Here is a 22,425-nt window from a genome sequence, read left to right as displayed (position 1 = left end):
AATTTTTTATTAAAATTTCGCCCTTGCGTGTGCTGAGTAACTCATTTATCGCCCTTGACTTCAAGACCCGCGTCCCAGACAGACGCGGGTCTTCTCCCTCAGGCAAGCGATTTGCTGACTACCTCGTAAACATCAGGCGAGAGCGGGTTCTCTCCCAGGATTCGCGCCAGCTGGGCCTTCATCAGTTCCTGCCGACCCGGCTCGAATTTGCGCCAGCGGCTCAGCGGCGTCACCAGACGCGAGGCAATCTGCGGGTTGCTGCGGTCCAGCTCAATGATACGGTCGGCCAGAAAAGCATAGCCACTGCCATCCAGCGCATGGAAGTTAACTAGGTTCTGGTTGGCGAACGCGCCGATCAGCGAGCGCACCTTGTTCGGATTACGCATGGTGAACAAAGGATGCTCCATCAGCTTGCGCACCCGATCCAGCGCACCGGGCTGGCTGGCGGCGGCCTGAATGCTGAACCACTGATCCATAACCAGCGGATACTCGGCCCAGCGCTCGGCAAACTCTGCCAACGCCGCTTCACGCTGCTGCTCGAACGGGGAATTGACCAACGCCACCAGCGCGGCCTGACGATCGGTCATATTGGTTGACTCGACAAACTGGCGCACGCACCAGCCCACCACTTGCTGCTCACCGGTCAGCATCAAGTAGGCCAGCAGGCTGTTTTTCAGGCTGCGCGCGGCCATGGCATCGGCCTTGGCGCTAAACGCCCCCGCCCCGGCGGCAGACAGAAGCTGATAACGCGCCGACATCTCGTCGCGCAGGGCCTCGGCCAGCGCACGGCGCAGCCACTCACGGGCGTAATGGATAGCGTCAACATCCGCCACATCAGCCAGTTCGATCAGATAGGCCTCGGAGGGCAGACGGATGATTTCCGCGACCATGGCAGCGTCCAGCTCTGCGTCGGTAATCACGCTGCGCATAACCTCAACCAGGCGCTGATCCAGGTTGAGCGGCCTACCGGCACGGTGAATTTCGACCAGTCCCTGCAACACGTCAACCGCCAGGCCCTGCGCCGCTTCCCAGCGGTTGAAGCCATCCGGGTCGTGCTTGGCAAGGAACACCCGATCATCACGGCTGTAGGGATAGCTGAGCTTGACCGGCGCGGAGAAGCCGCGCAGCAGCGACGGTAGCGGGCAATTCGGTACATTCTCGAACACCAGCGTTTGCTCGGCCTCGGTAATGGATACCACCGCCTCGTTGCCAAGGGTCTTGCCCTCGAGCTGCAACGGAATTTCGTTGCCGTCACGATCCAGCAGCGCCATGCGCACCGGGATTACCTGCGGTTGCTTCTCGGGCTGACCCGGCGTTGGTGGGCAGATCTGGCTGAAGTGCAAGCGATACTCGCGGCTGGCCGCGTCGTATTCGCTGCGCACGTTCAGGCGCGGCGTGCCAGCCTGGCTGTACCAGCGTTTAAACTGGGTAAAGTCGGCACCGTTGGCGTCTTCCAGCGCCTTGATGAAGTCATCACAGGTGACCGCCTGACCATCGTGGCGCTCGAAATACAGGTCGGTGCCCTTGCGGAAGCCCTCTTCACCCAACAGGGTATGCAGCATGCGCACGACTTCGGCGCCCTTCTCGTAGACGGTCAGGGTGTAGAAGTTGGATATTTCGATAAAGGAGTCCGGGCGTACCGGGTGCGCCATCGGGCCGGCGTCTTCGGCGAACTGGTTCGCGCGCAGGAAAGTGACATCCTCGATACGCTTGACCGTGCGCGAGTTCATGTCTGCAGAAAATTCCGAGTCGCGGAAGACAGTAAAGCCTTCCTTCAGCGATAGCTGAAACCAGTCGCGGCAGGTCACCCGGTTGCCGGACCAGTTGTGGAAATACTCGTGCGCTACCACGGCTTCGACCCGCTGGAAGGCCATATCGGTGGCGGTGTCCTGGTGGGCCAGCACGCAACTGGAGTTGAAGATATTGAGGCCCTTGTTCTCCATCGCGCCCATGTTGAAGTCGTTAACCGCAACGATCATAAAGATATCCAGATCGTACTCGCGGCCATAGACCTCCTCGTCCCAGCGCATCGAGCGCTTGAGGCTGTCCATGGCGTGGTCGCACTGGGTGCGGTTTTCCGGCTCGACGTAGATGCGCAGATCGATGGTGCGCCCGCTCATGGTGGTGAAGCTGTCCTGCAACAGGCACAGATCTCCGGCGACCAGGGCAAACAGATAGGCCGGCTTGGGGAACGGGTCTTCCCAACTGACCCAGTGGCGACCGCCTTCGTGCTCACCCGAGGCAATCGGGTTGCCGTTGGACAGCAGCACCGGATAGCGCTCACGCTCGGCGATCACCGTGGTGGTGAAGCGGCTCATCACATCCGGGCGGTCGAGATAATAGGTGATCTTGCGGAAACCCTCGGCCTCGCACTGGGTGCAGAACATGCTGCCAGACTTATACAGCCCTTCTAGCGCGGTATTGTTCTGCGGCTCGATACGGGTAGTCAGGGCCAGTTCGAATTGCGCGCTGGTCGGCTGCAGCGTCAGGCTGTCACTGTCGACTTGGTAGGCGTCGGCCGTCAGCTCCTGCTCATCCAGCACCACTTTCTGTAGCTCCAGCTGCTGGCCATCCAGAACCAGCGGCGGCAGCGCGTTTTCACTGTGGCGGTCAGCGTTAAGGCGCAAGGCCAAACGACTGTGTACCAGCGCGTGGTCTTCAAACAGCTCAAAGGTCAGTTGGGTCTCGTCGATCCAGTAATCCGGGGCTTGGTAGTCCTTGAGGTAAATCGTCTTCGGTTGTTCGGTACGCATGTCTGAGCTCCGCTGCAGCCGGGGTAAGCCGGCCGATGAATCATGTTCGGCCGCCCCGCTGCAGAGCGGCCCTGCCGAAATGGCTCAACTGGCGCTGAATGCCAGTTGATAGGCTGTGTACTTGCGAATATTGATGACCGCAGTGTCGAGCAGCAGATACTGCCCCTTGATGCCGAGCAGGGTGCCTTCCAGCACCGGCTCCTTGTCGAGGTTGGCCGATTGCGGCTTGGCGACGTACTGCTCGACCGGGTAACGAATCTCCAGCGCCTCGGCTTGCGGCAGCAACTGCACCGCCTGCAGCCCGAACCGCGCCTGCAGCTCGGCTATGCCGGCCTCGGCATTGTCGAGCAATCGATCACGTTCGGCGTATAGATCCAGAGGGGCGGGATTGCCTTTGAGCAATGCACGCCAGTTGGTCTTGTCTGCCACCTGCTGACGCAGCAGGTCTTCAACCAGTCCAGACTGTTGGCGAGTCGCTACGCGCAAGATAGGCAGCGCCTGACTGGCGCCCTGATCAACCCAGCGCGTCGGCACCTGCGTGGCGCGGGTAATACCCACCTTGAGGCCCGAGGAGTTGGCTAGGTAGACAATGTGATCGGTCATGCAGAACTGCTCACCCCAGGCCGGCTCACGACAAGTGCCCTGGTCGTAATGGCACTTTTCCGGGCTCATGATGCAGCTGTCGCACTGCGCCAGCTTGGTGAAACAGGGGTAGCAATAGCCCTGACTAAAACTCTTCTTGGTCTTGCGCCCACAGTGCACACAATGGATTGGACCCATGGCCTCCAGCCGAATGGTCTTGCCCAGCAAGCCGTTCAGCGGCACCCGTTCCTCACCGATAGGCAGACTGTAATCAACCGGAGCGTCGGCCGCATCGAGCCGACCGATCATCTTTCTGACGTTGCCTTCGAACTGCAGGAGACTCAATGCAGCGTCTCCGAACCCGTCGAAAACAGGATATTCGGCACGTCCTTTTGCTGCGACTTGCAGGCCTGTGGCCCCATGTAACCGGTGCGTTCCTCTTCCGGCAGGTTGTCCTGTTCCCAGGCGATCATCGCCTGCAGGCACAGCTCCTTCTGCTCGCGCGTCAGCTTGCGGCCATCAGGCCACTTGCCAATCTCCACAGCCAGCTTGAGGCTTTGGTAGATATCAGGGGTGATGTTGCGCAGCATATCGATGAAAGTGGTCATCGCGCCTCCCGCTGGAATATTGAAAAGCCGATATTGTACTCGCTCACCGCAGCCGCTGCAGTGTTCCGGCGACCGCGCCGATGGCGCACCCGGCAACAAAACCGCTGACATGCGCCGCGTTGGCAATGGCGCCAAAACCCAGCAGAGTGATCAGTCCGGTCATGCACAGCACCAGCCACGCCAGCATCATGATGATCACGCCACGTGGCAAATCAAAGAACACGTTGGGCGCGAGTTTCTGGTAAACCCAGCAATAACCCAACAAGCCATAGAGCACGCCGGATAGCCCGCCAAACAGACTGCTTCCGCTCCACAACCACTGTGCCGTGTTCGATACCACGCCGATCAGCAGGGTCAGCCCCAGCAGCCAGAGCCCACCGGAGCGCATCTCGATGCGCCGCCCCAATTCCCAGTACCAGAGTGCATTAAACGCCAGATGCATGATGCCAAAGTGCAGGAAGATCGGCGTAATCAACCGCCACCACTGGGTCATGTCAGGCTGAGCCGCCAGATGCCCAGACGCCTCCAGCGGCGTAAAGGTAAACATGACGATGCCGCCGGCATCACTGCCCAGCCCGGTCAGCAGCGCCACGACCGCAGTAATCGCCAGTACCGCGAGAGTCACCGGGATCAACCGGTGCGCCTGCCGCCAGAACTGCGCAGCCTCGCTCGGTGGGCGCTGCGGTGCCGGACTATCCGCCAGCGCCTGTGGCCCTTGCGCGTAGGCGTCGCGAACGATCTGCGCGGCGGCTTCATCAACCACCCAGACCACCTGCATGCCGCCCTCTTCCACCACCCGATGCACCACGCCACGACTGCGCAGAAAGCGCACCAGCGGTGACAAATCTTCATCGAGCTGACAGTTCAACGCCTTGAGCATGTGACTCCTCAATCCAGTTTGGGTACATCGACCCAGACAAAATGGTCGCGATCCAGGTGACGCTCACCGCTCCAGCGGTAGGCTACCAACTTGCCGTACTTGACCGCGCTGTAATCCAGGCAGGCCAGATTGGGGCGAATCGGATGCGGTCGCCCCTGTTGCCAGTAATGACCTACAAACAGCATCGGCTGTTCCGGTCCATAGATCAGCAGCTCGGCGCGCTGATCATCGCTGAGCGGCCTGGCCGCGATCTCGGTTGGCAGCGCATCGGGCTGAAACACCACATCGCCATAGGTCAGTGGCGCCTCTTCCCAAAACTTGGTGCGAAAAAAAGCGCGGGTAAACCCGTCCTTGCCGGTCATCGTCATGCCGTGCGGCAGGCGCATGTCAGTGCCACGCAGCAGTCGGTCAAAGGTCTGAGCGGCAAAGCTGCCCCGCTCCACCGAGGCCTCAATGAACTCACGATCGATACGGCCGTCGGGATATTGCTCGCGCAACGGCTGAATCAGTCGCGCATCCCAGCAGGCGTGAACCATGCGGAACAGGCCGAAATCGAGAAACAGAGGCAACTGAGCGAACCACTCGACGAACTCACTCCACTCCTGTGGCCACGGGGCAAACTGTTCGAGGGTATCGCCAATCAGGCGCAAATGGCGCTCGTTGTGGTCACGCAGGTACTCGCGGCCACTGCCCGCAGGCGCGCGGGTTTCCCAGCCCAGGGCGTTGAACTCATGGTTGCCCATGATGCACTGCGCCTCGCCCGCTTCGACCATGCCATGCACAATGTGCAGCGCCTCGCGAATACGCGGGCCACGGTCAATGATGTCGCCAAGAAACAGTGCCTTGCGCTGCGGGTGGCGCCATACCCCCGCCTGAACCCGATACCCCATCAACTCGAGCAAGCGCTCCAGCGTGTGCGCACATCCGTGCACGTCTCCGATGATGTCGTAACCCTGATGCTCTTCCATCCGTTACCTACTGATCCGTCAGCCGGCTGGACCAGCCGAGCTTGCTGCGACAGATCGCGTAGAAATTGTGATCCAGCGGATGCAGCAGGCGCAGCTTCTGCGGCTTCTTGCGGATGGTAATGCTGTCGCCGGGCGCGCAGGAGATGTGCACCTGGCCGTCACAGCTGACCTGCGGATAGATACCGCTTTGCTTGGAGATAATGATCTTCAGCTCGCTGTTGCCATCGACCACGATCGGTCGGCTCGACAGGGTATGCGGGAACATCGGCACCAGCACCACGGCATCCAGTTTCGGATGCATGATCGGGCCACCGGCCGACAACGCGTAGGCGGTCGATCCGGTGGGGGTGGCGACAATCAGGCCATCGGATTTCTGGCTGTAGACAAACTGGCCGTCCACATACAGCTCAAACTCGATCATCCGCGCCGACTTGCCCGGATGCAGCAGCACATCATTCAACGCCTCGCTGGTACCCAGCTGCTCCTCGCCGCGGCGCACGAAGGCGTCAAGCAGAAAGCGGGTTTCGACCATGTAATGACCGGCCAGCACATCGCCAACCTTCTGTTCCAGTTCATCCGGCGGAATATCGGTCAAGAAGCCGAGGCCGCCGCGGTTAACCCCCAGCACCGGAATGTTGTAGCGACATAGCGCACGGGCCGCGCCGAGCAGGCTGCCGTCGCCGCCCACCACGATGACCAGATCGCAGATCTCACCCATCATCTTGCGCGAACAAACCTGCTGCTGATGGCCGGGAAGCAGATCCGCCACCGCATCCTCAAGGATCACCGTATGCCCGGTATCGAGCAGAAAGCGCTTGAGGCGTTTGAGGGTATCGACCACCCGCCCGCTGCCAAGGCGTCCGATGAGACCGATATTGCGGAACTGATCCATACCACCTCTTTGCGTTCGTGTCAGAGATGCCCGAGACTGGGCGGACGAGCGCCGATTATTCCGCAGCCAGCCTGGGCTGGCAAATACGAGAGGTTTCATGCTGCCCGTCTTTGCACACGCCAGCGTCCGTGATATGGCCTGGATTGCCTTCAGCCCGGCCCTGCTCGACGACCAACTGCTCCCCATGCGCGACCCGCTGAGAGGCAGCGTATGGAGGGACGATCCCGAGCAACTACTGCACGCCTTGGCGCTGCTGGACGAAGACCCTGCGACGCTCGAGGCGCTGCTCGGTGACTCCCCGGACCGCCGCCTGGGCAACTATTATGAGCGTCTCTGGCATGCCCTGCTCACCCTTGCCCCCGACACCCGCATCCTCGCCCACAATCTGGCCCTGCGCGACGGTGCCCACACCTACGGTGAATTGGATCTGATCATCCAGGCCGCAGACAGCGCAATCGTCCACCTTGAGCTGGCAATCAAGTTCTATCTGGCCCGACCGGAGCTGCCGCTCGCCAGCGGCCAGACCAGCGATCCGGCCAGTTGGTGGGGAGTGGACCCACGAGACAACCTAGCCAACAAGCTCAAGCGCCTGCGTGAGCATCAGTTGCCTTTGGGCGGACGACTGGCCGAGCTGGCGACTACACACCGGGCGCTGCCGCTGCCCGACTGTTCTGCGGCCTGGCTGCAAGGCGGCCTGTTTCAGCCGCTGCACAACCCGGTGCCCCCGGTGCTTGGACAGATAATCACGGCAGCACCTTATCATTGGTGCCACCGGCACGAACTCGTGTCGCTGGATGTTGAAGAGCGTTGGTTGCCAATGGCGCACAAGGCCTGGCTGATGCCACCTGCCGCGTCGGAAGCGCCCGTACTTGGACCGAGCGAAATGCGGGCACGAAGTGATCGGAGCGGGAACAAGCGAGCGGTGATGTTCTGCCGAGCAGGACAGGCGCTACTGGAAAGTGAACGGCTGCTGTGTGTGGATGATGTCTGGCCGCATGACTAGACCGAAACCACGCTATTCAAAGTCACTGGCGGTACGATTCTGAAATTTGCTCAGCTCACGCTTGAGCGCGGCGTTGATCCGCTGCTGCTCAGCCAGCTCCTGCTTGATATCAAGCAGCTCGCCCTGAACGATCTCCAGATGGTCAGCGTGAATCCCCTTGAGTTCGACCAGCGCCTGTTCCTTCTCTAGCGCCATCGCCTTGATCCGGGTACCCAGTGCCTCAACCTGCTTGCGCAATTCGCGCACCTCCTGCGCATGCTGTTCGCGCAAGCGTTGCAGCTCACCACTGGCCGCTGCCGTAGCGGACGCTGCGGCAGGCGGCGTACTGGTCAGCGGAATGAGGTCGTCAACGTCGTTGACCTGCCCGCCACCGTACCAGGTGTCCTCGGCAGCCATATGCAAACGTTCGGGAGCGATGTAGCGAATGGCTTCTTCGTCTTCGCCAAGAATACCCAGCGCGTTGTGGGCGACGGCTTCCTTGACCAGCGCCAGATCGTTGCTGTTGCCGCGGGCACCGGGCTTCCACAACATCGGCCGGTACTGCGGCTGCTTGTTGAACCCCAGACAAACCAGCCGGATCGGGCCACCGCCCATGTCAGGACCACGGTCACCACGTTCGGCAATCTGCCGCAAAGGCAGGTTCCACAGTCGGTTGACGTAGCCATCAAGGTCAAAATCAAGATTGAAGAATACGGCAGAGCGCACCTGCAGCCGGGTGTTGATCTGCAGAAAGACGGCCTCCACAGTTTCGTCGGCGTATTCGGGAGCCGCGACCATGCCGTCCAACAGGGCCTCAAATTCGGGAAACAGCATCTCCTTCGAGATACCTCGCTCCGAAAAGAACATGACCGCCTCGGTCAGCAGCGGCTTTGTTGGCGTATTCATGACCCTTTCTCCTTGCCCCGAGCAACACTGTGCGCCAATTCTCGGGCAATTGCACCCCGCGCCTCTATCAGGCAGTGAGTGTAGGCAAAAGGTTCATTTTGGTGTGTGACCGATTTGGCACGCGGTTCGCCGGACCGAAAGAATAGTTGGGAAAAGCGGGAATCTGTCGCAGATTTTCGGTAAACGGCGACGCCCGAAAAACGGGCGCCGCCTGTAGGTTACTAGCGCCGAATCAAATCTCTGCAGCCAGGCGCGAACCCTGATCAATTGCCCGTTTGGCGTCCAGCTCGGCAGCGACGTCAGCACCACCGATCAGATGTACGCTCTTGCCCGCAGCAACCAAGCCATCCTGCAGTTCGCGCAGCGGCTCCTGACCGGCGCAGAGAATGATGGTGTCGACCGGCAGTACCTTGGGCTCACCGTTCTCGCCAATGCTGATATGCAGGCCCTGGTCATCCACTTTGAGGTAATTGACCGAGTTGAGCATCTGCACTTGCTTGCTCTTCAGACCCGCGCGATGAATCCAGCCGGTGGTCTTGCCCAAACCGTTACCTACCTTGCTGGTCTTGCGCTGCAGCAGGTAGACCTCACGGGCCGGCGGGTGCGGCTGCGGTTTGATACCGGCAATACCGCCACGCGCTTCCAGCTGCGGGTCGATCCCCCACTCCTTCCAGAACAAGTCGATATCCTGGCTCGGGCTGGTGCCCTGGTGAGTGATCAGTTCCGATACGTCAAAGCCGATGCCGCCGGCGCCGATCACGGCGACCTTCTGCCCGACCGGCTTGCGCTGCAAAATGGCATCCAGATAGCTGATGACCTTCGGGTGCTCGATACCTGGAATCGCCGGTGTGCGCGGCACGATGCCGGTCGCCAGAATCACCTCGTCAAACTCGGTCAGATCGCTCGCATCGACACGGCGGTTGAGCTCCAGCTTGACCCCGGTCTTCTCGATACGCTTGGCGAAGTAGCGCAGCGTCTCATAGAACTCTTCCTTGCCCGGCACCAGTTTGGCGATGTTGAACTGACCGCCGATCTGCTCGGCCGCATCAAACAGGGTGACCTGATGACCGCGCTCGGCGGCAACCGTAGCAGCTGCCAGACCGGCCGGACCGGCACCGACCACAGCGATGTTCTTCACCTGGGTGGTCGGAATGAAGTTCAGCTCGGTTTCGTGACAGGCACGCGGGTTGACCAGACAGCTGGTCAGCTTGCCGCCAAAGGTGTGATCCAGGCAGGCCTGGTTACAGCCGATGCAGGTGTTGATCTCATCGGCGCGACCGGCGGCCGCCTTGTTGACGAACTCGGGATCGGCGAGGAACGGACGCGCCATGGAAATCATGTCCGCCGCGCTGTCGGCCAGCAGTTGGTCGGCCAGTTCCGGGGTATTGATGCGGTTGGTAGTCACCAGCGGGATCGACACCTCGCCCTTGAGCTTGGCGGTCACCTTGGCGAAAGCGCCACGCGGCACTTTGGTGGCGATGGTCGGAATCCGCGCTTCGTGCCAGCCGATACCGGTATTGATGATGGTCGCACCAGCCTGCTCGATGGCCTTGGCCAGCATGACCACTTCATCCCAGGTGCTGCCACCTTCGACCAGGTCGAGCATCGACAGCCGATAGATGATGATGAACTCAGGGCCGACCGCTTCACGGACCCGGCGGACAATCTCAACCGGCAGGCGCATGCGATTCTCGTAGCTACCGCCCCAGCGGTCGGTCCGCTTGTTGACGTGGGAAACCAGAAACTGGTTGATGAAGTACCCTTCCGAGCCCATGACTTCAACACCGTCGTAACCCGCCTCCTTGGCCAATGTGGCGCAACGGGCAAAGTCAGAGATCTGCTTTTCTATCCCTTCCTCGTCCAGTTCCTTGGGGGTGAACGGATTGATCGGCGCCTGAACCGCACTGGCGGAAACCTGTTTGGGGCTGTAGGCGTAACGGCCTGCGTGCAGGATTTGCATGCAGATTTTGCCGCCCTCGGCATGTACCGCGTCGGTGATCACCTTGTGCTGGGCAGCCTCTTCAGGCGTGGTCATCTTGGCCGCGCCCTGGGCAACACAGCCTTCCTCGTTCGGTCCGATACCACCGGTGACAATAAGCCCCGCACCACCGCGGGCACGCTCGGCAAAGTAGGCCGCCTGGCGGTTGAAACCGTTCGGGCGTTCTTCCAGACCGGTATGCATCGAGCCCATCAGGGTACGGTTGCGCAGCGTGGTAAAGCCCAGGTCCAGCGGGGCCAGCAGGTGCGGATACAAAGATTGTTCGCTCATCGGATACTCCAGCATCATCAGGATGGCGCAGCGGATACCTGTCCGGCGCCTCGTTATGGCCCCAACAATAGGCCCGGTAACCGGCTTACTCAATAACCTTAAATGACACTTTAATAACCTTGAATTACACTCCTTCGGTACCTACCAGCCCCGGAGCAACGTCCACAATGAAACTCGGTGACCTGTCCGTCGGCTACCTGCTCAGCCTGCGCGACGCCATCCTGCGCATGGGACTGGACCCGGCGCCGTTATTTGGCCGGTTTCGTATCACCGACGCCCTGTTGGCGCAGCCCCACGCCCGTATCAGCATTCCGCGATTCATGCGTCTGGGTAACGCGGCGATTCGCTACACTCGCGAGCCCGCCATCGGCCTGCTGATGGGTCAGTGCAGTCGCATCAGCCATCTTGGCCTGAGTGGCATGGCGGCGCAGTGCGCGCCGAACCTCGGCGCAGCGTTCAGCACCATGATCGAGTTCGAGCTGCTCGGCAGCCAGAACTATCGCGGCCACTCAAGCTTTGAGCCACCCGCCCTGCGCTTCTATTCGATCAGCCCATACAACATGTTCAACCTGTTTGTGGTCGATTCCGCGTTGGCTGCACGTGCCCAGGTAGGCCGGGACCTGACCGGCGGCAAAGCCCAGCTGCGTGAAGTACACATCGAATTTCCGGCACCGCCCTATGCAGCGCGCTATGAACCGTTCTTCGGCTGCCCGGTGCATTTCGAGCAGCCACACAACCAGCTGGTCTGGGAGCCGCGCAGCCTTGACCTGCCGCTGGCGCAAAGCGCCGCGCCGACCCACGCACACCTGCGCGAGCTGTGTGCACAGCGGTTGAACGAGCTGACTCGTCACCGGGGCCTGCGTGAACGGGTAGAAGCGCTGATTGCTCCGCAACTGGACAGTCAGCCGCCGTCTCTGGCGCAGGCGGCTTATGAACTGGGGTTACCTGCCTGGACCCTGCGTCGCCGCTTGTACCATGAGGCGGGTACGAGCTATCAGCAGATTATTGACGAGATGCGGAGAAACCTCGCGATCACCTATATCCGCGACACAGAAATGGCATTGGGGGAGATTGCGTTCCTGCTGGGCTTCTCGGCACCTGAGGCATTTCAGCGCGCATTCAAACGCTGGACCGGCACAGCCCCCGGTAGCTACAGAAAGACAGTTATTGCGGAGGGAATAAAAGAATAGTATTTAAAACAGGCAGTTAAAAATAAAATAAAGAAATTGCGCGAAGAGCATCATAGCTCTTCGGCGTCTTCCACTTCGTCATCCCACTGTTGGGATTGCAGTTCGATCAATTCTTCAATGTAGTCACTCATGTGAGGTTCCTTCTTCGTTTCAATGTTCTGGTCTCGACCTGACCTTAGTCACATCAGATGACACTGAGATGAAAATAACCCACATAGGTTCCGCCCGCGTTTGATCCAGATCAGACCAGCTGCACGGCAACCACTGCCAGCACCGCCGCCTCGATCACTTCAACCAGGGCCCCGGCGGTATCACCCGTTGTACCGCCCAGCCGATCGAGCAGCGAACGTCGCCACAACGCCAGCAGGCTGATGGTCACGACCAGCGCCAACAGGCCAACCCAGCCAAGGCACAAGGTCAGACCGGTGTGCAGTAGCAACGTTAGCTTCAGACGCTCACGGGGCATCTGCGCCACCAGCAGCGAGCCCATCCCTTGAGGCCGAACATAGGGCGTACTCAGCAGCAGCCCGGCCAGCGCGCCGCGCGCCAGCCAGGGCGCCAGCAGCAATGCCGGCCAAGCCGCAGTTTCAAGCAGGCTGACCAGTGCCGCCCACTTCACCAGCAGCAGCAAGACCAGCACGGTCACCCCGACCGGTCCGCAGGCCGGATCCTTCATGATCTTCAAAGTCCGTTCGGCACTCCCCATGCCGCCGACCCAGGCATCCGCCGTATCGGCCAGCCCGTCGAGGTGCAGGCCGCCGCTAAACCAGACCCAGAACACCAGCAACAGCGCGGCAGCCAGCGGCGTAGCAACACCGCCAAGCAGCCAGCTCAGAAGCAGCAGCGCAAAGCCGAGCAACAGCCCAACAGCCGGATACCACAACAGTGAGCGGCCGAGCTCCTGACCGGTCGGCTCACGCCACAGTCGCACAGGTATGCGGCTCAGCAGTTGCAGGGCGAGGCCAAAGGGAATCATGCCGGGAGCCCCTCAACGCGACCGTTCCGGTAGGTCAGGCGATACAGCGCGCCGTGGGCCACCTCAACCTGCAGTAACTGCGCGGCGGGCAAACCCCGTGCTGCGGCAAGCAACAAGCGCATCACGCCGCCGTGAGTGACCAGCAGCAACGTCTGGTCAGGGTGCTCGCGCTCCAGCTGCGCCAGCGCCGCCCAGACTCGCTCGGCAAACCGGGCCACAGGTTCACCATCCGGCGGCGTGAAACCATAAGGGTCAGACCAGAAGGCGCCCAGCGCGTCAGCCTGGTCGTGCATAAGATCGCTGGGGTGCCGGCCTTCCCATTGGCCGAAATGCAGTTCGCGCAGGCCGTCGGCGTAACTCAAAGGGAGCCCGTCGCGCAGGCTCAGCTGTAGCGCAAACAGACCGCACCTGCGTAGCGGGGAACTGACAATACGCTGCCAGTCAGGTAATGCCGGCAGTGCCCCCCACATCTGCTGCCATCCCAGGTCGGTGAGATCATCATCGATACTGCCACGCAGACCACCGCCTTGCTGTGTCTCGCCATGGCGCAGCAGCAGCAACCGCAGACTCATACCAGGCTCCCCGAGACTGCCGCCTCTGCGAAGGTCGCCATTTCATTGTGTAGCCTGCAGGCGGCCTGCAGCAGCGGTACCGCCAGGGCCGCGCCGCTCGCCTCCCCCAGGCGCAGATCCAGAGACAGCAAAGGTTCAGCATCCAGCTCCTGTAGCAGAAAACGATGCCCCGGCTCAGCGCCACGGTGGCTGTAGAGCAACCAGCGACGAACGTCTGAGTTCATACGTACGGCGCATAACGCGGCGGCCGTACTGATGTAACCGTCCACCAGCACCGGCAGGCCGTTCTGCGCAGCTGCGACGTAGGCCCCGGCAAGCGCCGCCACCTCCAGCCCACCAACCCGACGCAGCGTCTCAAACGCGTCATTGGCATGCGGGCGATGATGGGCCACAGCCCGCTCGATGATCCTGCTCTTGTGCCGTAATCCAAGCGCCGTGAGTCCGGTGCCAAGGCCCACCAGCTCGCTCACTGGCTGGTCCAGCAGCAAGGCCGACAGCGCACAGGCGCTGCTGGTATTGCCGATCCCCATCTCACCACCGATAAATAGCTCGGCACCATCCTCGACAGCCCGCTGAACAGCCTCCTGACCGACGCGCAGCGCGGCATCGCATTGTGCTGCGGTCATTGCCGCACCGTGCAGGAAACTCGCTGTACCCGCGGCAATATTGAGATGGCGCACCCCCGGTAGCGGCGCAATCTCGTGCGCCAACCCCAGGTCGATCAGTTCCAGCGGTGCGCCAAGATGCCGCGCCAGTACACTGATCGCAGCGCCACCCTGGGCAAAATTGGCCAGCATCTGTCCGGTGACTTCCTGCGGAAAGGCCGACACCCCTTCAACCGCGATACCGTGATCGGCGGCAAAAACGCTGATCCAGATGCGCTCCAGGCTGGGCGCGCCGCGGCGCTGCAGGCTGGCCAGGGTTACCGCGACCTGTTCCAGGCGCCCCAGGGAACCGGCAGGCTTGGTGAGTTGTGCCTCTCGCGCCAACGCCTGAGCCAGGCGGCCCGCATCCAAAGGTACGACCGGCTGTTGCCACCACGGTGTTGTCACAGCTTTTCTCCTTTCAACACTTGCGGCAGACCGGCAACGCAGAACACCACACGTTCACAAGTTGCCGCCAGCGCCTGATGCAGCCAGCCGGCCTCATCGACAAAACGGCGGGTCAACTCGCCCATCGGCACGACGCCCAGGCCGGTTTCGTTGCTGACCAGCAGAATGCGCCCGGGCAAGGTGGTAAGCACGTCCAGCAACGCGCTGCGCTCGCGCGCCCATGCTTGCGGGTCGTCAGTCAGCAGCAGGTTGCTCAGCCACAGCGTCAGGCAATCGACCAGCAGGCAGCGGTCAGCCCGCGCCTGCTCAGCAAGTGCCCGCGCCAGTGCCAACGGCTCCTCGACCAGCGCCCAATCTGCCGGTCGCTGATGACGGTGGCGTTCAACCCGCTCGCGCATCTCCTCATCGCGTGGCTGGCAGGTCGCGATATACACCACGTCCAACCCGCTTTCAGTTGCCCGCTGCTCGGCGTATCGACTCTTACCGGAACGCGCACCACCGAGAATCAACTCAGCCATGAGCCACCCCGCACAGCTCGCGCAACGCTGCGGTATCCAAATGTTGCTCAACCAGGTCGGCGAGCCGATCCAGATCGCGCTCGCGCAAGGCGGCGTAGTCGACGCCCTGCGCCTGCTGCAAACCGGCCCAGCCAAGCAGTGCCTGCTGCGCTGCAGGCGACTCGAACAGGCCGTGCAGGTAGGTACCGGCTACCTGCCCGTCATCACTCAGAACACCATCGGCGCGGTCGTCATCGAGCAACACCAAGGGGTTCTCGAGCGCGTCCCCCTCGCTGGTGCCGGCGTGAATTTCATAGCCGCTGACCTCCGCGTGGCCGAGGCTCAGCCGTCCGCGAACATTGCGCAGCTGCTTATCGACACGCAACTCGGTGACCATGTCCAACAATCCCAGGCCCCGCTCTGTACCAGCCGGCCCTTCAAGTCCGAGCGGATCATCAACACAGTTACCCAGCATCTGAAAGCCGCCGCAAATGCCCAGCAGCCGGCCGCCGTAGCGCAGATGACGAGCGATATCCTGATCCCAGCCCTGTGCGCGCAGATGCTCCAGATCCGCCCGTACGCTCTTGGAGCCGGGCAGAATAATGAGGTCAGCCGGCGGCAACGCCTGCCCGGCCGGAATGAACTGCAGGTCAACCTGCGGATGCAGGCGCAACGGATCAAAGTCGGTGTGATTGCTGATCCGCGGCAACACCGGCACCACGACCCGCAGCGCGTCGGCAGCGCCGCCGACCTGCCGCGTCTCGACCGCATCTTCCGCCTCCAGATGCAGATCCTGCAGATACGGCAGAACGCCTAGCACCGGCTTGCCGGTGTACTCCTCCAGCCACCGCAACCCCGGCTCCAGCAGCGCGATGTCGCCACGGAAACGGTTGATGACAAAGCCCTTCACCCGCGCCTGCTCGGACGCCGACAGCAGCGCCAGCGTCCCGGCCAGATGCGCGAATACGCCACCCTTGTCGATATCGGCAATGATGATCACCGGACAATCGACCGCCTCGGCAAAGCCCATATTGGCAATATCACCTTCGCGCAGATTGATCTCGGCGGGCGAACCGGCGCCTTCCACCATCACGACCTGCGCCCACTCGCAAAGACGACCATGAGCCGCCAGCACCGCCTGCATCGCGGTCGGCTTGTAGGCGTGGTAGCTCACCGCATCCATGGTGCCGATCGGGTGGCCGTTGATGATTACCTGCGCCCCCACGTCGGTATTGGGCTTAAGCAGAATCGGATTGAGGTCGGTGTGGGTCGGCACGCGCGCGGCCTGCGCCTGCACCGCCTGCGCCCGGCCGATCTCGCCGCCATTGGCGGTGACCGCCGCGTTCAGCGCCATGTTCTGCGGCTTGAACGGCGCCACCACGACGTTCTGACGGACCAGCCAGCGGCACAAGGCGCTGACCAGCGTACTCTTGCCGGCATCAGAGGTGGTGCCCTGCACCATCAGCGTTGTCATTGTGGTGCTCTCATACTCGTGTTCAGGGCCTGCTCAACCCGTTCCCAGTCGCGCTGGTGATGGGGCAGACCAAAACGCAGTCCGTTGAGGGCCGGGAACAGGCGCACGAGTACGCCCTGCCCAGCCAGATTGAGGTACAGCCGCTCGGCGCGTTCCGACTCACGCCACTGGAACAAGCCACAACCCGCCCCGCCGCTCAGACCCGCCTGTATCAGCAGCGCATCGAGCCGCTCACTGGCGGTCTTCAGCCGATAGCGCCAGAGCTGCTGGGTGCTGGCATCCAGCAGCGCGGCAAGGCCGACCGCCCGGGCCGGACCGCTCACGGCCCAGGGGCCCAGAGCCTTCTCCAGCTGGCCCAGCAAGGCAGGAGCCGCCAGCACAAATCCCAAACGCAGACCGGCCAGACCAAAGAACTTACCCAGCGAGCGCAGCACGATTAGCCCTTCCCGGTCGGTGAAGCTGGCAAGGCTGTGCTCGGGTGTAACATCCATAAAGGCTTCATCAACCAGCAGCCAGCCACCCCGGCTCGCCAGCTCGGCGTGCCACTTCAGCAGTTGCTCGGTTGTAAGCAGTTGAGCGGTGGGGTTGTTCGGATTCACTGCGAGCAGCACATCCAGCTGCGGCAGCACGTCGGCAACGTCATCCAGCTGCACGCTGCGCACCGCGTGCCCGGCCCGGCGCCACGCGTCGGCATGCTCGGCGTAGGTCGGCTCCAGTACCCCGACCCGACTTGGGGCGCGCAACAGCGGCAACGCCTGAATGGCCGCCTGCGAGCCGGCCACCGGCAGCGCGGCAGGGGCGCCGTAATAGTCACCGGCCACGCCTGACAGGTTATCGTCGGTTTCGGGCAGGCGCTGCCAGATGGATTGCGGCAGCGCCGGTATCGGCCAGGCAAAGGGCGAGATGCCGGTCGACAGGTCAAGCCACTGCTCTACCGGCCGGTTGAAGCGCCGGGCGGCTTCACGCAAACGCCCTCCGTGTTCAAGCATGGCTAACTCCCCAGATCAGTACGATCACCAGCACCCACAGCAGCACGCTGCGACGCACCAGCAGCAGCGCACGGTCAATATCGGCGGCCACCGCACGCGGCCCTTCGCCAAGCAGCGGGCGCTGTTCGACTCGGCCGTGATACATCGCCGGGCCACCCAGCGCGCGCTCCAGCGCACCGGCACCTGCGGCCATCACCGGTCCGGCGTTGGGGCTGTCCCACAGCCGAGCCTGACTGCGCCAGCAACGCCAGGCCAGCCGCGCGTTGCCGCACAGTGCGTAGCTCACCGCCACCAGCCGGGCAGGAATAAAATTGAGCACATCGTCCAGCCGCGCCGCGACGCGGCCGAACAGCAGAAAACGCGGCGAGCGGTAACCCCACATCGCATCCAGCGTGTTGGCCAGTCGGTACAGAACAACACCGGGGGCGCCGGCCACAGCAAACCAGAACAGCGCCGCAAACACCGCGTCACTGCCATTCTCCAGCACCGATTCGACGGTGGCGCGGGCGACGCCCTCCTCGTCCAGCGCACGGGTGTCGCGGCTGACCATGCGTCCGACCAGCTCGCGTGCACGGGGCAGATCCCCGCGCTCCAGCGCCTGTGCAACGGGCCGGGCATGGGCGCCAAGGCTTTCCCAGCCGATGGCCGCGTACAGACACAGCAGTGATACCAGCCAGCCGATCACTGGCTGCGCCGCCAGCCACCAGACCAGTGCCACCGGCGGCACTACTGCCAGCACCCAGGCCAGCGCGCCGCGGGCGATGCTGCCGCCAGCCGCGGTATTCAGACGCTGCTCCAGCCCGGCGGCGAGATTGCCAAAGCCCACCAGCGGATGATGCCGACGCGGTTCACCCAGCAGCGCATCCAGCGTCACCCCAGCCACCACCAGCGGCCCGAGCAGACTCATGAAAGCGCCCACTGGCGAATCAGCGCAGCGAGCTGATCCAGCCCGTCGGTCAGTGCGCCGATCCCCGGCTGCAGAATGTCGGCCGACTTGATCTCGAACAGCTGCGCCTGCGCCACCGCCGGAACCTGATTCCAGCCGTCACGCTCGACCACCTGTTCCGGGCGAAAGCGCTTGCCGCACCAGGAGCCGATGATGATATCGGGCGCGCGCCGCACCACTTCAAGCGGGTCGGTGATGATGCGCTGCTTCGCCCGCGGCAGTGCGGCCAGATCACTGAAGCAATCGTCGCCGCCAGCCAGGGTGATCAACTCGCTGACCCAGCCGATGCCACTGATCAGCGGCTCATTCCACTCCTCGAAATAGATACGCGGGCGGCGTGGCAGTGCCGCTGCCTGCGCGGCGACCGCCGCCATGCGCCCTTCCAGTTCCTGAACCAGCGCCGCGGCGCGATCTGCCGCGCCCACCAGCGCCCCGAGCGTGCTGATCATTGCCAAAATGCCGGCAATACTGCGCTGGTTGAACAGGTGAACTTCCAGCCCTGCCCGCGCCAGGTCGGCAACTATGTCTGCCTGCAGGTCGCAGTAACCCAGCACCAGATCCGGCTGCAGAGCGAGAACCTCGTCGTGCTTTGCGCTGGTGAACGCGCCGATCTTGGGTTTTTCCTTGCGCGCCTGCGGCGGGCGCACGGTAAATCCGGAAATGCCGACAATGCGCTGCTGTTCACCGAGCGCATAGAGCACTTCGCAGGTTTCAGTCGACAGGCAAATAATACGTTGCGGTCCGAACGCGCTCATCAGCGCTCCTCCCATTGATCGGTAAACAGCATGTCATCCAGCGGTCGGGCCTCGGTCCAGTGCTCCTGCTCCAGCATCGGCCGGCTGTAGAACGCGTCGACCGGGCCCAGACAGAGCACCGCGACCGGGCGCGCACCCGCTGGCAACGCCAGCAGGTCGGCCAGCGCCTGCGGATCAAACAGCGAGACCCAGCCCAGCCCCAGCCCCTCTGCCCGCGCCGCCAGCCATAAGTTCTGGATGGCGCAGGCAACCGAGGCCAGATCCATATCTGGCATCAAACACGTGGGCCTCGCGCCCCGGTGGCAAGGCTGCGACCAGCAGTTCAGCGCAGCTCAGCACCCCTTCGACCTTGAGCCGCATGAACTCGTCCTCCCGCTCGCCCAGGGCACGCGCCGTCTCCAGCCGTTCCTGCTCGACCAACTGATGGATCGACTCGCGCAGCGTCTGACGGGTAATACGCACAAAGCGCCACGGCTGCATCAGGCCGACACTCGGGGCCTGATGCGCGGCCTGCAGCAACCGTTGCAACTGCTCTTGCGGCACCTTGCCCGCAGCAAAGTGGCGCATGTCGCGGCGCTCACGAATGGCGCGGTACACCGCGTCACGCTCCTGCGGGTCAAAGGCGTGCCGGGTCATGGCCGGAACAGCGCCGCCGCAGCCTGCGGATTGCTCGGCAGGTAGAAATGGATGTAGGACGCCGTCAGCCGGCCGTCACGAAACACCGCTTCGCTGGTGCGCCGGTAGTTCGGACATTCGCCCTGTGCCAGCGCTTCCAGTCGGGTATCCAGCAACGAGTGATGGAAGGTGTGACCGCGCAGCGTGCCCTCGGGCAAGCGCACCTCCTGCAGCGCCAGTGCCGCCAGGCGTAACTGCATCACCGCCTTGCCCGGCAGCAATCCGGCCATGCGGTGCTGCACGCCATCACGGTCGGTCAGGGTATCCAGCAGATACAGCATCCCGCCGCACTCGGCGACCAGTGGCTTGCCAGCGGCGTGATGGGCTTGCAGCGCCTGCGCCATCGCCGCATTCGCGGCCAGGGTCTCGCCGTGCAACTCGGGATAGCCGCCGGGCAGATACACACTGTCGACTTCCGGCAGCGCCTCGTCGGCAAGCGGCGAGAAGAAGCTGAGTTCAGCGCCCATCGCCTGCAGCAGCGCCAGATTGGCCTGATAGACAAAGGCAAAGGCCTGATCTCGCGCCACACCGATACGCACACCCGCCAACAACGGCTGCAGCGCCTCGGCACTCGGTGCCGGGAAGCTTACCGGTTCCGGCAAAGGGGCACCGCTGCTCTGCTCCAAGGCATCGGCCGCGGCATCCAGCCGCGCCAGCAGATCCGCCAGCTCGGCGGCCTGTACCAACCCAAGGTGTCGGCTCGGCAGTTCGAGGTCAGCGGCTCTGGGCAGGCCGCCATACCAGTGCAGGCTGTCCGGCAGACTGTCGCGCAGAATCTCGCCGTGACGAACACTGCCAAGCTTGTTGCCCAGCACCCCGGCAAAGCCCAGATCCGGCTGGAAGTTCGCCAGCCCCCAGGCCACCGCCGCAAAGGTTTGCGCCATACCGGAGCCATCGATAACACCCAGTACCGGCACGCCAAACTCACGGGCAAGATCAGCTGCAGACGGCGTACCGTCGAACAACCCCATGACGCCCTCAATCAGAATCAGATCGGCTTCGGCCGCCGCTTCCCAGAGCAACCGGCGGGACTGCTCCAGGCCAACCATCCACAAGTCCAGCTGATACACCGGCGCACCACTGGCGGCCTGCAGAATCATCGGATCAAGAAAGTCCGGGCCACATTTGAACACCCGCACCTTGCGGCCCTTGCGGCTGTGCAGACGAGCAAGCGCGGCGGTTACCGTGGTCTTGCCCTGCCCCGAGGCCGGCGCGGCGATCAACATCGCCGGACAGCTACGCGCGGTCAAAACTCCACCCCCTTCTGCGCCTTGATGCCCGCCTTGAACGCGTGCTTGGTCATGCCCATATCGGTCACGGTGTCCGCAGCCTCAACCAGCGCCGGCGGCGCACCGCGGCCGGTGACGACCACGTGCTGATGGGCCGGCCGCGCCTGAATATCGGCGATAACCTGATCGAGCTGCAGGTAGCCGTATTTCAGCGCGATATTCAGCTCATCCAGCAGCACCAGCGCGACCTGAGGATCGCGCATCAGCTCGACCGCTACGGCCCAGGCGGCTTCGGCCTTGGCAATGTCGTCCTGGCGGTCCTGGGTTTCCCAGGTAAAGCCAGCGCCCATGACGTGATAGCGCACCTCGTCGGGAAAGCGCCGGAAGAAGGTTTCCTCACCGGTACTGCGCGCGCCCTTGATGAACTGCACGATGCCCACGCGCAGTCCATGCCCCAGCGCGCGGGCGGCCATGCCGAAACCGGAGCTGCTCTTGCCCTTGCCATTGCCGGTCAGCACCAGCAGGACGCCGCGCTCGTCAGGTGCCTGGGCGATTTTCTCATCAACCACCTGCTTCTTGCGCTGCATGCGCTCGCGGTGGCGCTGATCGCGCTCGGCAGACTCGCTCATGCGCGCTGGCTCGCGTTACCGAACAGCGCTGCCGCACTGCGCGCACCCACGTACAGCACGACCGCCACGGCAACGTAGGCCGCCATGGTGCTCAGATAGGACGGGTAGTAATGAGCCAGACGCTCGATCATGCCAACAAAAGTCGGCTCGGCGTAGCGGCCGGAGAACCAGTAAAAGCCACCACTGGTAAACACCTGACAGACCAGCGCGCTGACCATCATGGTCGGTACCAGAACCAGCAGCGACGAGGCCTGTTCACGGTGCCAGCCAGCGTACAGACGACCGCCGAACCACAGCGCCGCGTAGCCGGGCAGCAGCGCCCAGTAGGCGATGGTCATGCAATGGTGCCCCACATTGGCCCAGCCAACGGTCAGCACGTCCACCGCCACAGCAGCGGCAAAAAACAGCGGATACGCCCAGACCGGGCGCAGCAGCACGCCGACCAGGAAGAACACCGCCCAGGAGGCGCTTGGCAGGTTGAGCTGCGGGAAGTGGCTACCGCGCGTCATGATCATCAGCGCCAGCAGCAGCGCGCCAACCACCAGTTGGGTATGTTTCGAGGTCTTCAGCACAGCCTTTCTCCTTTGCGGTTTTTCCAAAC

The 22,425-nt window shown here is 62.8% G+C and carries 21 protein-coding genes and 1 pseudogene; 2 read left to right on the top strand and 20 right to left on the bottom strand.

Annotated features, from left to right (window positions below; translation table 11 throughout):
* Positions 1–98 precede the first annotated feature (98 nt).
* From pepN to C1949_RS11935, 6 genes are all read right to left on the bottom strand, one after another.
* Positions 99–2,753: an aminopeptidase N gene (gene pepN, locus C1949_RS11960; RefSeq protein ID WP_104738692.1), complete on the bottom strand. Its 2,655-nt coding sequence runs from the start codon at positions 2,751–2,753 to the stop codon at positions 99–101.
* Between the two features lie 84 nt (positions 2,754–2,837).
* Positions 2,838–3,644 carry a DUF2797 domain-containing protein gene (locus tag C1949_RS11955; protein ID WP_104738714.1) on the bottom strand — a complete coding sequence of 269 codons (807 nt, stop codon included), beginning with the start codon at positions 3,642–3,644 and terminating at the stop codon, positions 2,838–2,840.
* Positions 3,645–3,676: 32 nt separating this feature from the next.
* Positions 3,677–3,943: a YeaC family protein gene (locus C1949_RS11950; RefSeq protein WP_104738691.1), complete on the bottom strand. Its 267-nt coding sequence runs from the start codon at positions 3,941–3,943 to the stop codon at positions 3,677–3,679.
* A 43-nt stretch (positions 3,944–3,986) separates the two neighbouring features.
* Positions 3,987–4,823, bottom strand: coding sequence for a rhomboid family intramembrane serine protease (locus C1949_RS11945; RefSeq protein WP_104738690.1), 837 nt, complete (start codon positions 4,821–4,823; stop codon positions 3,987–3,989).
* A gap of 8 nt (positions 4,824–4,831) precedes the next feature.
* Complete coding sequence (locus tag C1949_RS11940; protein ID WP_104738689.1) at positions 4,832–5,791, bottom strand: metallophosphoesterase; 960 nt, start codon at positions 5,789–5,791, stop codon at positions 4,832–4,834.
* Between the two features lie 7 nt (positions 5,792–5,798).
* A complete protein-coding gene (locus C1949_RS11935) occupies positions 5,799–6,683 on the bottom strand; it encodes an NAD(+) kinase (protein WP_104738688.1) in 885 nt (294 codons plus the stop codon).
* Positions 6,684–6,780: 97 nt separating this feature from the next.
* On the opposite strand from C1949_RS11935, the gene C1949_RS11930 reads away from it, so the two are divergent.
* Positions 6,781–7,686: a DUF1853 family protein gene (locus tag C1949_RS11930; RefSeq protein ID WP_104738687.1), complete on the top strand. Its 906-nt coding sequence runs from the start codon at positions 6,781–6,783 to the stop codon at positions 7,684–7,686.
* 12 nt (positions 7,687–7,698) lie between these two features.
* Here C1949_RS11930 and C1949_RS11925 read toward each other — a convergent pair whose 3' ends face one another.
* Entirely contained in the window at positions 7,699–8,571 is an 873-nt protein-coding gene (locus C1949_RS11925; RefSeq protein WP_104738686.1) for a hypothetical protein, read from the bottom strand.
* Between the two features lie 232 nt (positions 8,572–8,803).
* A complete protein-coding gene (locus C1949_RS11920; RefSeq protein ID WP_104738685.1) occupies positions 8,804–10,840 on the bottom strand; it encodes an NADPH-dependent 2,4-dienoyl-CoA reductase in 2,037 nt (678 codons plus the stop codon).
* A 167-nt stretch (positions 10,841–11,007) separates the two neighbouring features.
* On the opposite strand from C1949_RS11920, the gene C1949_RS11915 reads away from it, so the two are divergent.
* Positions 11,008–12,030: an AraC family transcriptional regulator gene (locus tag C1949_RS11915; RefSeq protein ID WP_104738684.1), complete on the top strand. Its 1,023-nt coding sequence runs from the start codon at positions 11,008–11,010 to the stop codon at positions 12,028–12,030.
* A gap of 241 nt (positions 12,031–12,271) precedes the next feature.
* Here C1949_RS11915 and C1949_RS11910 read toward each other — a convergent pair whose 3' ends face one another.
* The 12 genes and pseudogenes from C1949_RS11910 to C1949_RS11855 all read right to left on the bottom strand — a co-directional run bounded on the left by C1949_RS11910 (position 12,272) and on the right by C1949_RS11855 (position 22,396).
* Positions 12,272–13,006, bottom strand: a complete 735-nt coding sequence (locus C1949_RS11910; RefSeq protein WP_104738683.1) for an adenosylcobinamide-GDP ribazoletransferase — start codon at positions 13,004–13,006, stop codon at positions 12,272–12,274.
* On the bottom strand, positions 13,003–13,578 hold the full coding sequence (gene cobC, locus C1949_RS11905; protein WP_104738682.1) for an alpha-ribazole phosphatase family protein: 576 nt from the start codon (positions 13,576–13,578) through the stop codon (positions 13,003–13,005). The genes C1949_RS11910 and cobC overlap by 4 nt, the downstream gene beginning before the upstream one ends.
* Complete coding sequence (cobT, locus tag C1949_RS11900; RefSeq protein WP_104738681.1) at positions 13,575–14,630, bottom strand: nicotinate-nucleotide--dimethylbenzimidazole phosphoribosyltransferase; 1,056 nt, start codon at positions 14,628–14,630, stop codon at positions 13,575–13,577. The genes cobC and cobT overlap by 4 nt, the downstream gene beginning before the upstream one ends.
* The gene (cobU, locus tag C1949_RS11895) at positions 14,627–15,148 is read right to left on the bottom strand and encodes a bifunctional adenosylcobinamide kinase/adenosylcobinamide-phosphate guanylyltransferase (protein WP_104738680.1); all 522 of its coding nucleotides are present in this window, start codon (positions 15,146–15,148) and stop codon (positions 14,627–14,629) included. Before cobU ends, cobT begins: the two co-directional genes overlap by 4 nt.
* Positions 15,141–16,601, bottom strand: coding sequence for a cobyric acid synthase (locus C1949_RS11890; protein ID WP_104738679.1), 1,461 nt, complete (start codon positions 16,599–16,601; stop codon positions 15,141–15,143). The genes cobU and C1949_RS11890 overlap by 8 nt, the downstream gene beginning before the upstream one ends.
* Positions 16,598–17,590 carry a threonine-phosphate decarboxylase CobD gene (cobD, locus tag C1949_RS11885; protein WP_104738678.1) on the bottom strand — a complete coding sequence of 331 codons (993 nt, stop codon included), beginning with the start codon at positions 17,588–17,590 and terminating at the stop codon, positions 16,598–16,600. The genes C1949_RS11890 and cobD overlap by 4 nt, the downstream gene beginning before the upstream one ends.
* Positions 17,583–18,497 (bottom strand): adenosylcobinamide-phosphate synthase CbiB, encoded by a 915-nt coding sequence (gene cbiB, locus C1949_RS11880; RefSeq protein WP_104738677.1) that lies wholly within the window; start codon positions 18,495–18,497, stop codon positions 17,583–17,585. The genes cobD and cbiB overlap by 8 nt, the downstream gene beginning before the upstream one ends.
* Positions 18,494–19,291 carry a cobalamin-binding protein gene (locus C1949_RS11875; protein ID WP_104738676.1) on the bottom strand — a complete coding sequence of 266 codons (798 nt, stop codon included), beginning with the start codon at positions 19,289–19,291 and terminating at the stop codon, positions 18,494–18,496. Before C1949_RS11875 ends, cbiB begins: the two co-directional genes overlap by 4 nt.
* Positions 19,291–19,927 (bottom strand): annotated as a pseudogene (gene bluB, locus C1949_RS11870) (5,6-dimethylbenzimidazole synthase). Before bluB ends, C1949_RS11875 begins: the two are co-directional and overlap by 1 nt.
* Positions 19,924–21,216: a cobyrinic acid a,c-diamide synthase CobB gene (locus C1949_RS11865; protein ID WP_104738675.1), complete on the bottom strand. Its 1,293-nt coding sequence runs from the start codon at positions 21,214–21,216 to the stop codon at positions 19,924–19,926. The pseudogene bluB and the gene C1949_RS11865 overlap by 4 nt, the downstream one beginning before the upstream one ends.
* The gene (cobO, locus tag C1949_RS11860; protein ID WP_088274036.1) at positions 21,213–21,824 is read right to left on the bottom strand and encodes a cob(I)yrinic acid a,c-diamide adenosyltransferase; all 612 of its coding nucleotides are present in this window, start codon (positions 21,822–21,824) and stop codon (positions 21,213–21,215) included. Before cobO ends, C1949_RS11865 begins: the two co-directional genes overlap by 4 nt.
* A complete protein-coding gene (locus tag C1949_RS11855; protein WP_104738674.1) occupies positions 21,821–22,396 on the bottom strand; it encodes a hypothetical protein in 576 nt (191 codons plus the stop codon). Before C1949_RS11855 ends, cobO begins: the two co-directional genes overlap by 4 nt.
* Positions 22,397–22,425: the final 29 nt, after the last annotated feature.

The organism is Halopseudomonas oceani, assembly GCF_002903165.1.
GTDB lineage: Bacteria > Pseudomonadota > Gammaproteobacteria > Pseudomonadales > Pseudomonadaceae > Halopseudomonas > Halopseudomonas oceani.
Note: the sequence above shows the minus strand (reverse complement) of the source record. Positions and strands in the feature narration are given on the sequence as shown.

Coding starts and splice junctions, on each gene's coding strand:
- pepN (WP_104738692.1), bottom strand. CDS start 2,753: ATGCGTACCGAACAACCGAAGACGATTTACCTCAAGGACTACCAAGCC.
- C1949_RS11955 (WP_104738714.1), bottom strand. CDS start 3,644: ATGATCGGTCGGCTCGATGCGGCCGACGCTCCGGTTGATTACAGTCTG.
- C1949_RS11950 (WP_104738691.1), bottom strand. CDS start 3,943: ATGACCACTTTCATCGATATGCTGCGCAACATCACCCCTGATATCTAC.
- C1949_RS11945 (WP_104738690.1), bottom strand. CDS start 4,823: ATGCTCAAGGCGTTGAACTGTCAGCTCGATGAAGATTTGTCACCGCTG.
- C1949_RS11940 (WP_104738689.1), bottom strand. CDS start 5,791: ATGGAAGAGCATCAGGGTTACGACATCATCGGAGACGTGCACGGATGT.
- C1949_RS11935 (WP_104738688.1), bottom strand. CDS start 6,683: ATGGATCAGTTCCGCAATATCGGTCTCATCGGACGCCTTGGCAGCGGG.
- C1949_RS11930 (WP_104738687.1), top strand. CDS start 6,781: ATGCTGCCCGTCTTTGCACACGCCAGCGTCCGTGATATGGCCTGGATT.
- C1949_RS11925 (WP_104738686.1), bottom strand. CDS start 8,571: ATGAATACGCCAACAAAGCCGCTGCTGACCGAGGCGGTCATGTTCTTT.
- C1949_RS11920 (WP_104738685.1), bottom strand. CDS start 10,840: ATGAGCGAACAATCTTTGTATCCGCACCTGCTGGCCCCGCTGGACCTG.
- C1949_RS11915 (WP_104738684.1), top strand. CDS start 11,008: ATGAAACTCGGTGACCTGTCCGTCGGCTACCTGCTCAGCCTGCGCGAC.
- C1949_RS11910 (WP_104738683.1), bottom strand. CDS start 13,006: ATGATTCCCTTTGGCCTCGCCCTGCAACTGCTGAGCCGCATACCTGTG.
- cobC (WP_104738682.1), bottom strand. CDS start 13,578: ATGAGTCTGCGGTTGCTGCTGCTGCGCCATGGCGAGACACAGCAAGGC.
- cobU (WP_104738680.1), bottom strand. CDS start 15,148: ATGGCTGAGTTGATTCTCGGTGGTGCGCGTTCCGGTAAGAGTCGATAC.
- C1949_RS11890 (WP_104738679.1), bottom strand. CDS start 16,601: ATGACAACGCTGATGGTGCAGGGCACCACCTCTGATGCCGGCAAGAGT.
- cobD (WP_104738678.1), bottom strand. CDS start 17,590: ATGCTTGAACACGGAGGGCGTTTGCGTGAAGCCGCCCGGCGCTTCAAC.
- cbiB (WP_104738677.1), bottom strand. CDS start 18,497: ATGAGTCTGCTCGGGCCGCTGGTGGTGGCTGGGGTGACGCTGGATGCG.
- C1949_RS11875 (WP_104738676.1), bottom strand. CDS start 19,291: ATGAGCGCGTTCGGACCGCAACGTATTATTTGCCTGTCGACTGAAACC.
- cobO (WP_088274036.1), bottom strand. CDS start 21,824: ATGAGCGAGTCTGCCGAGCGCGATCAGCGCCACCGCGAGCGCATGCAG.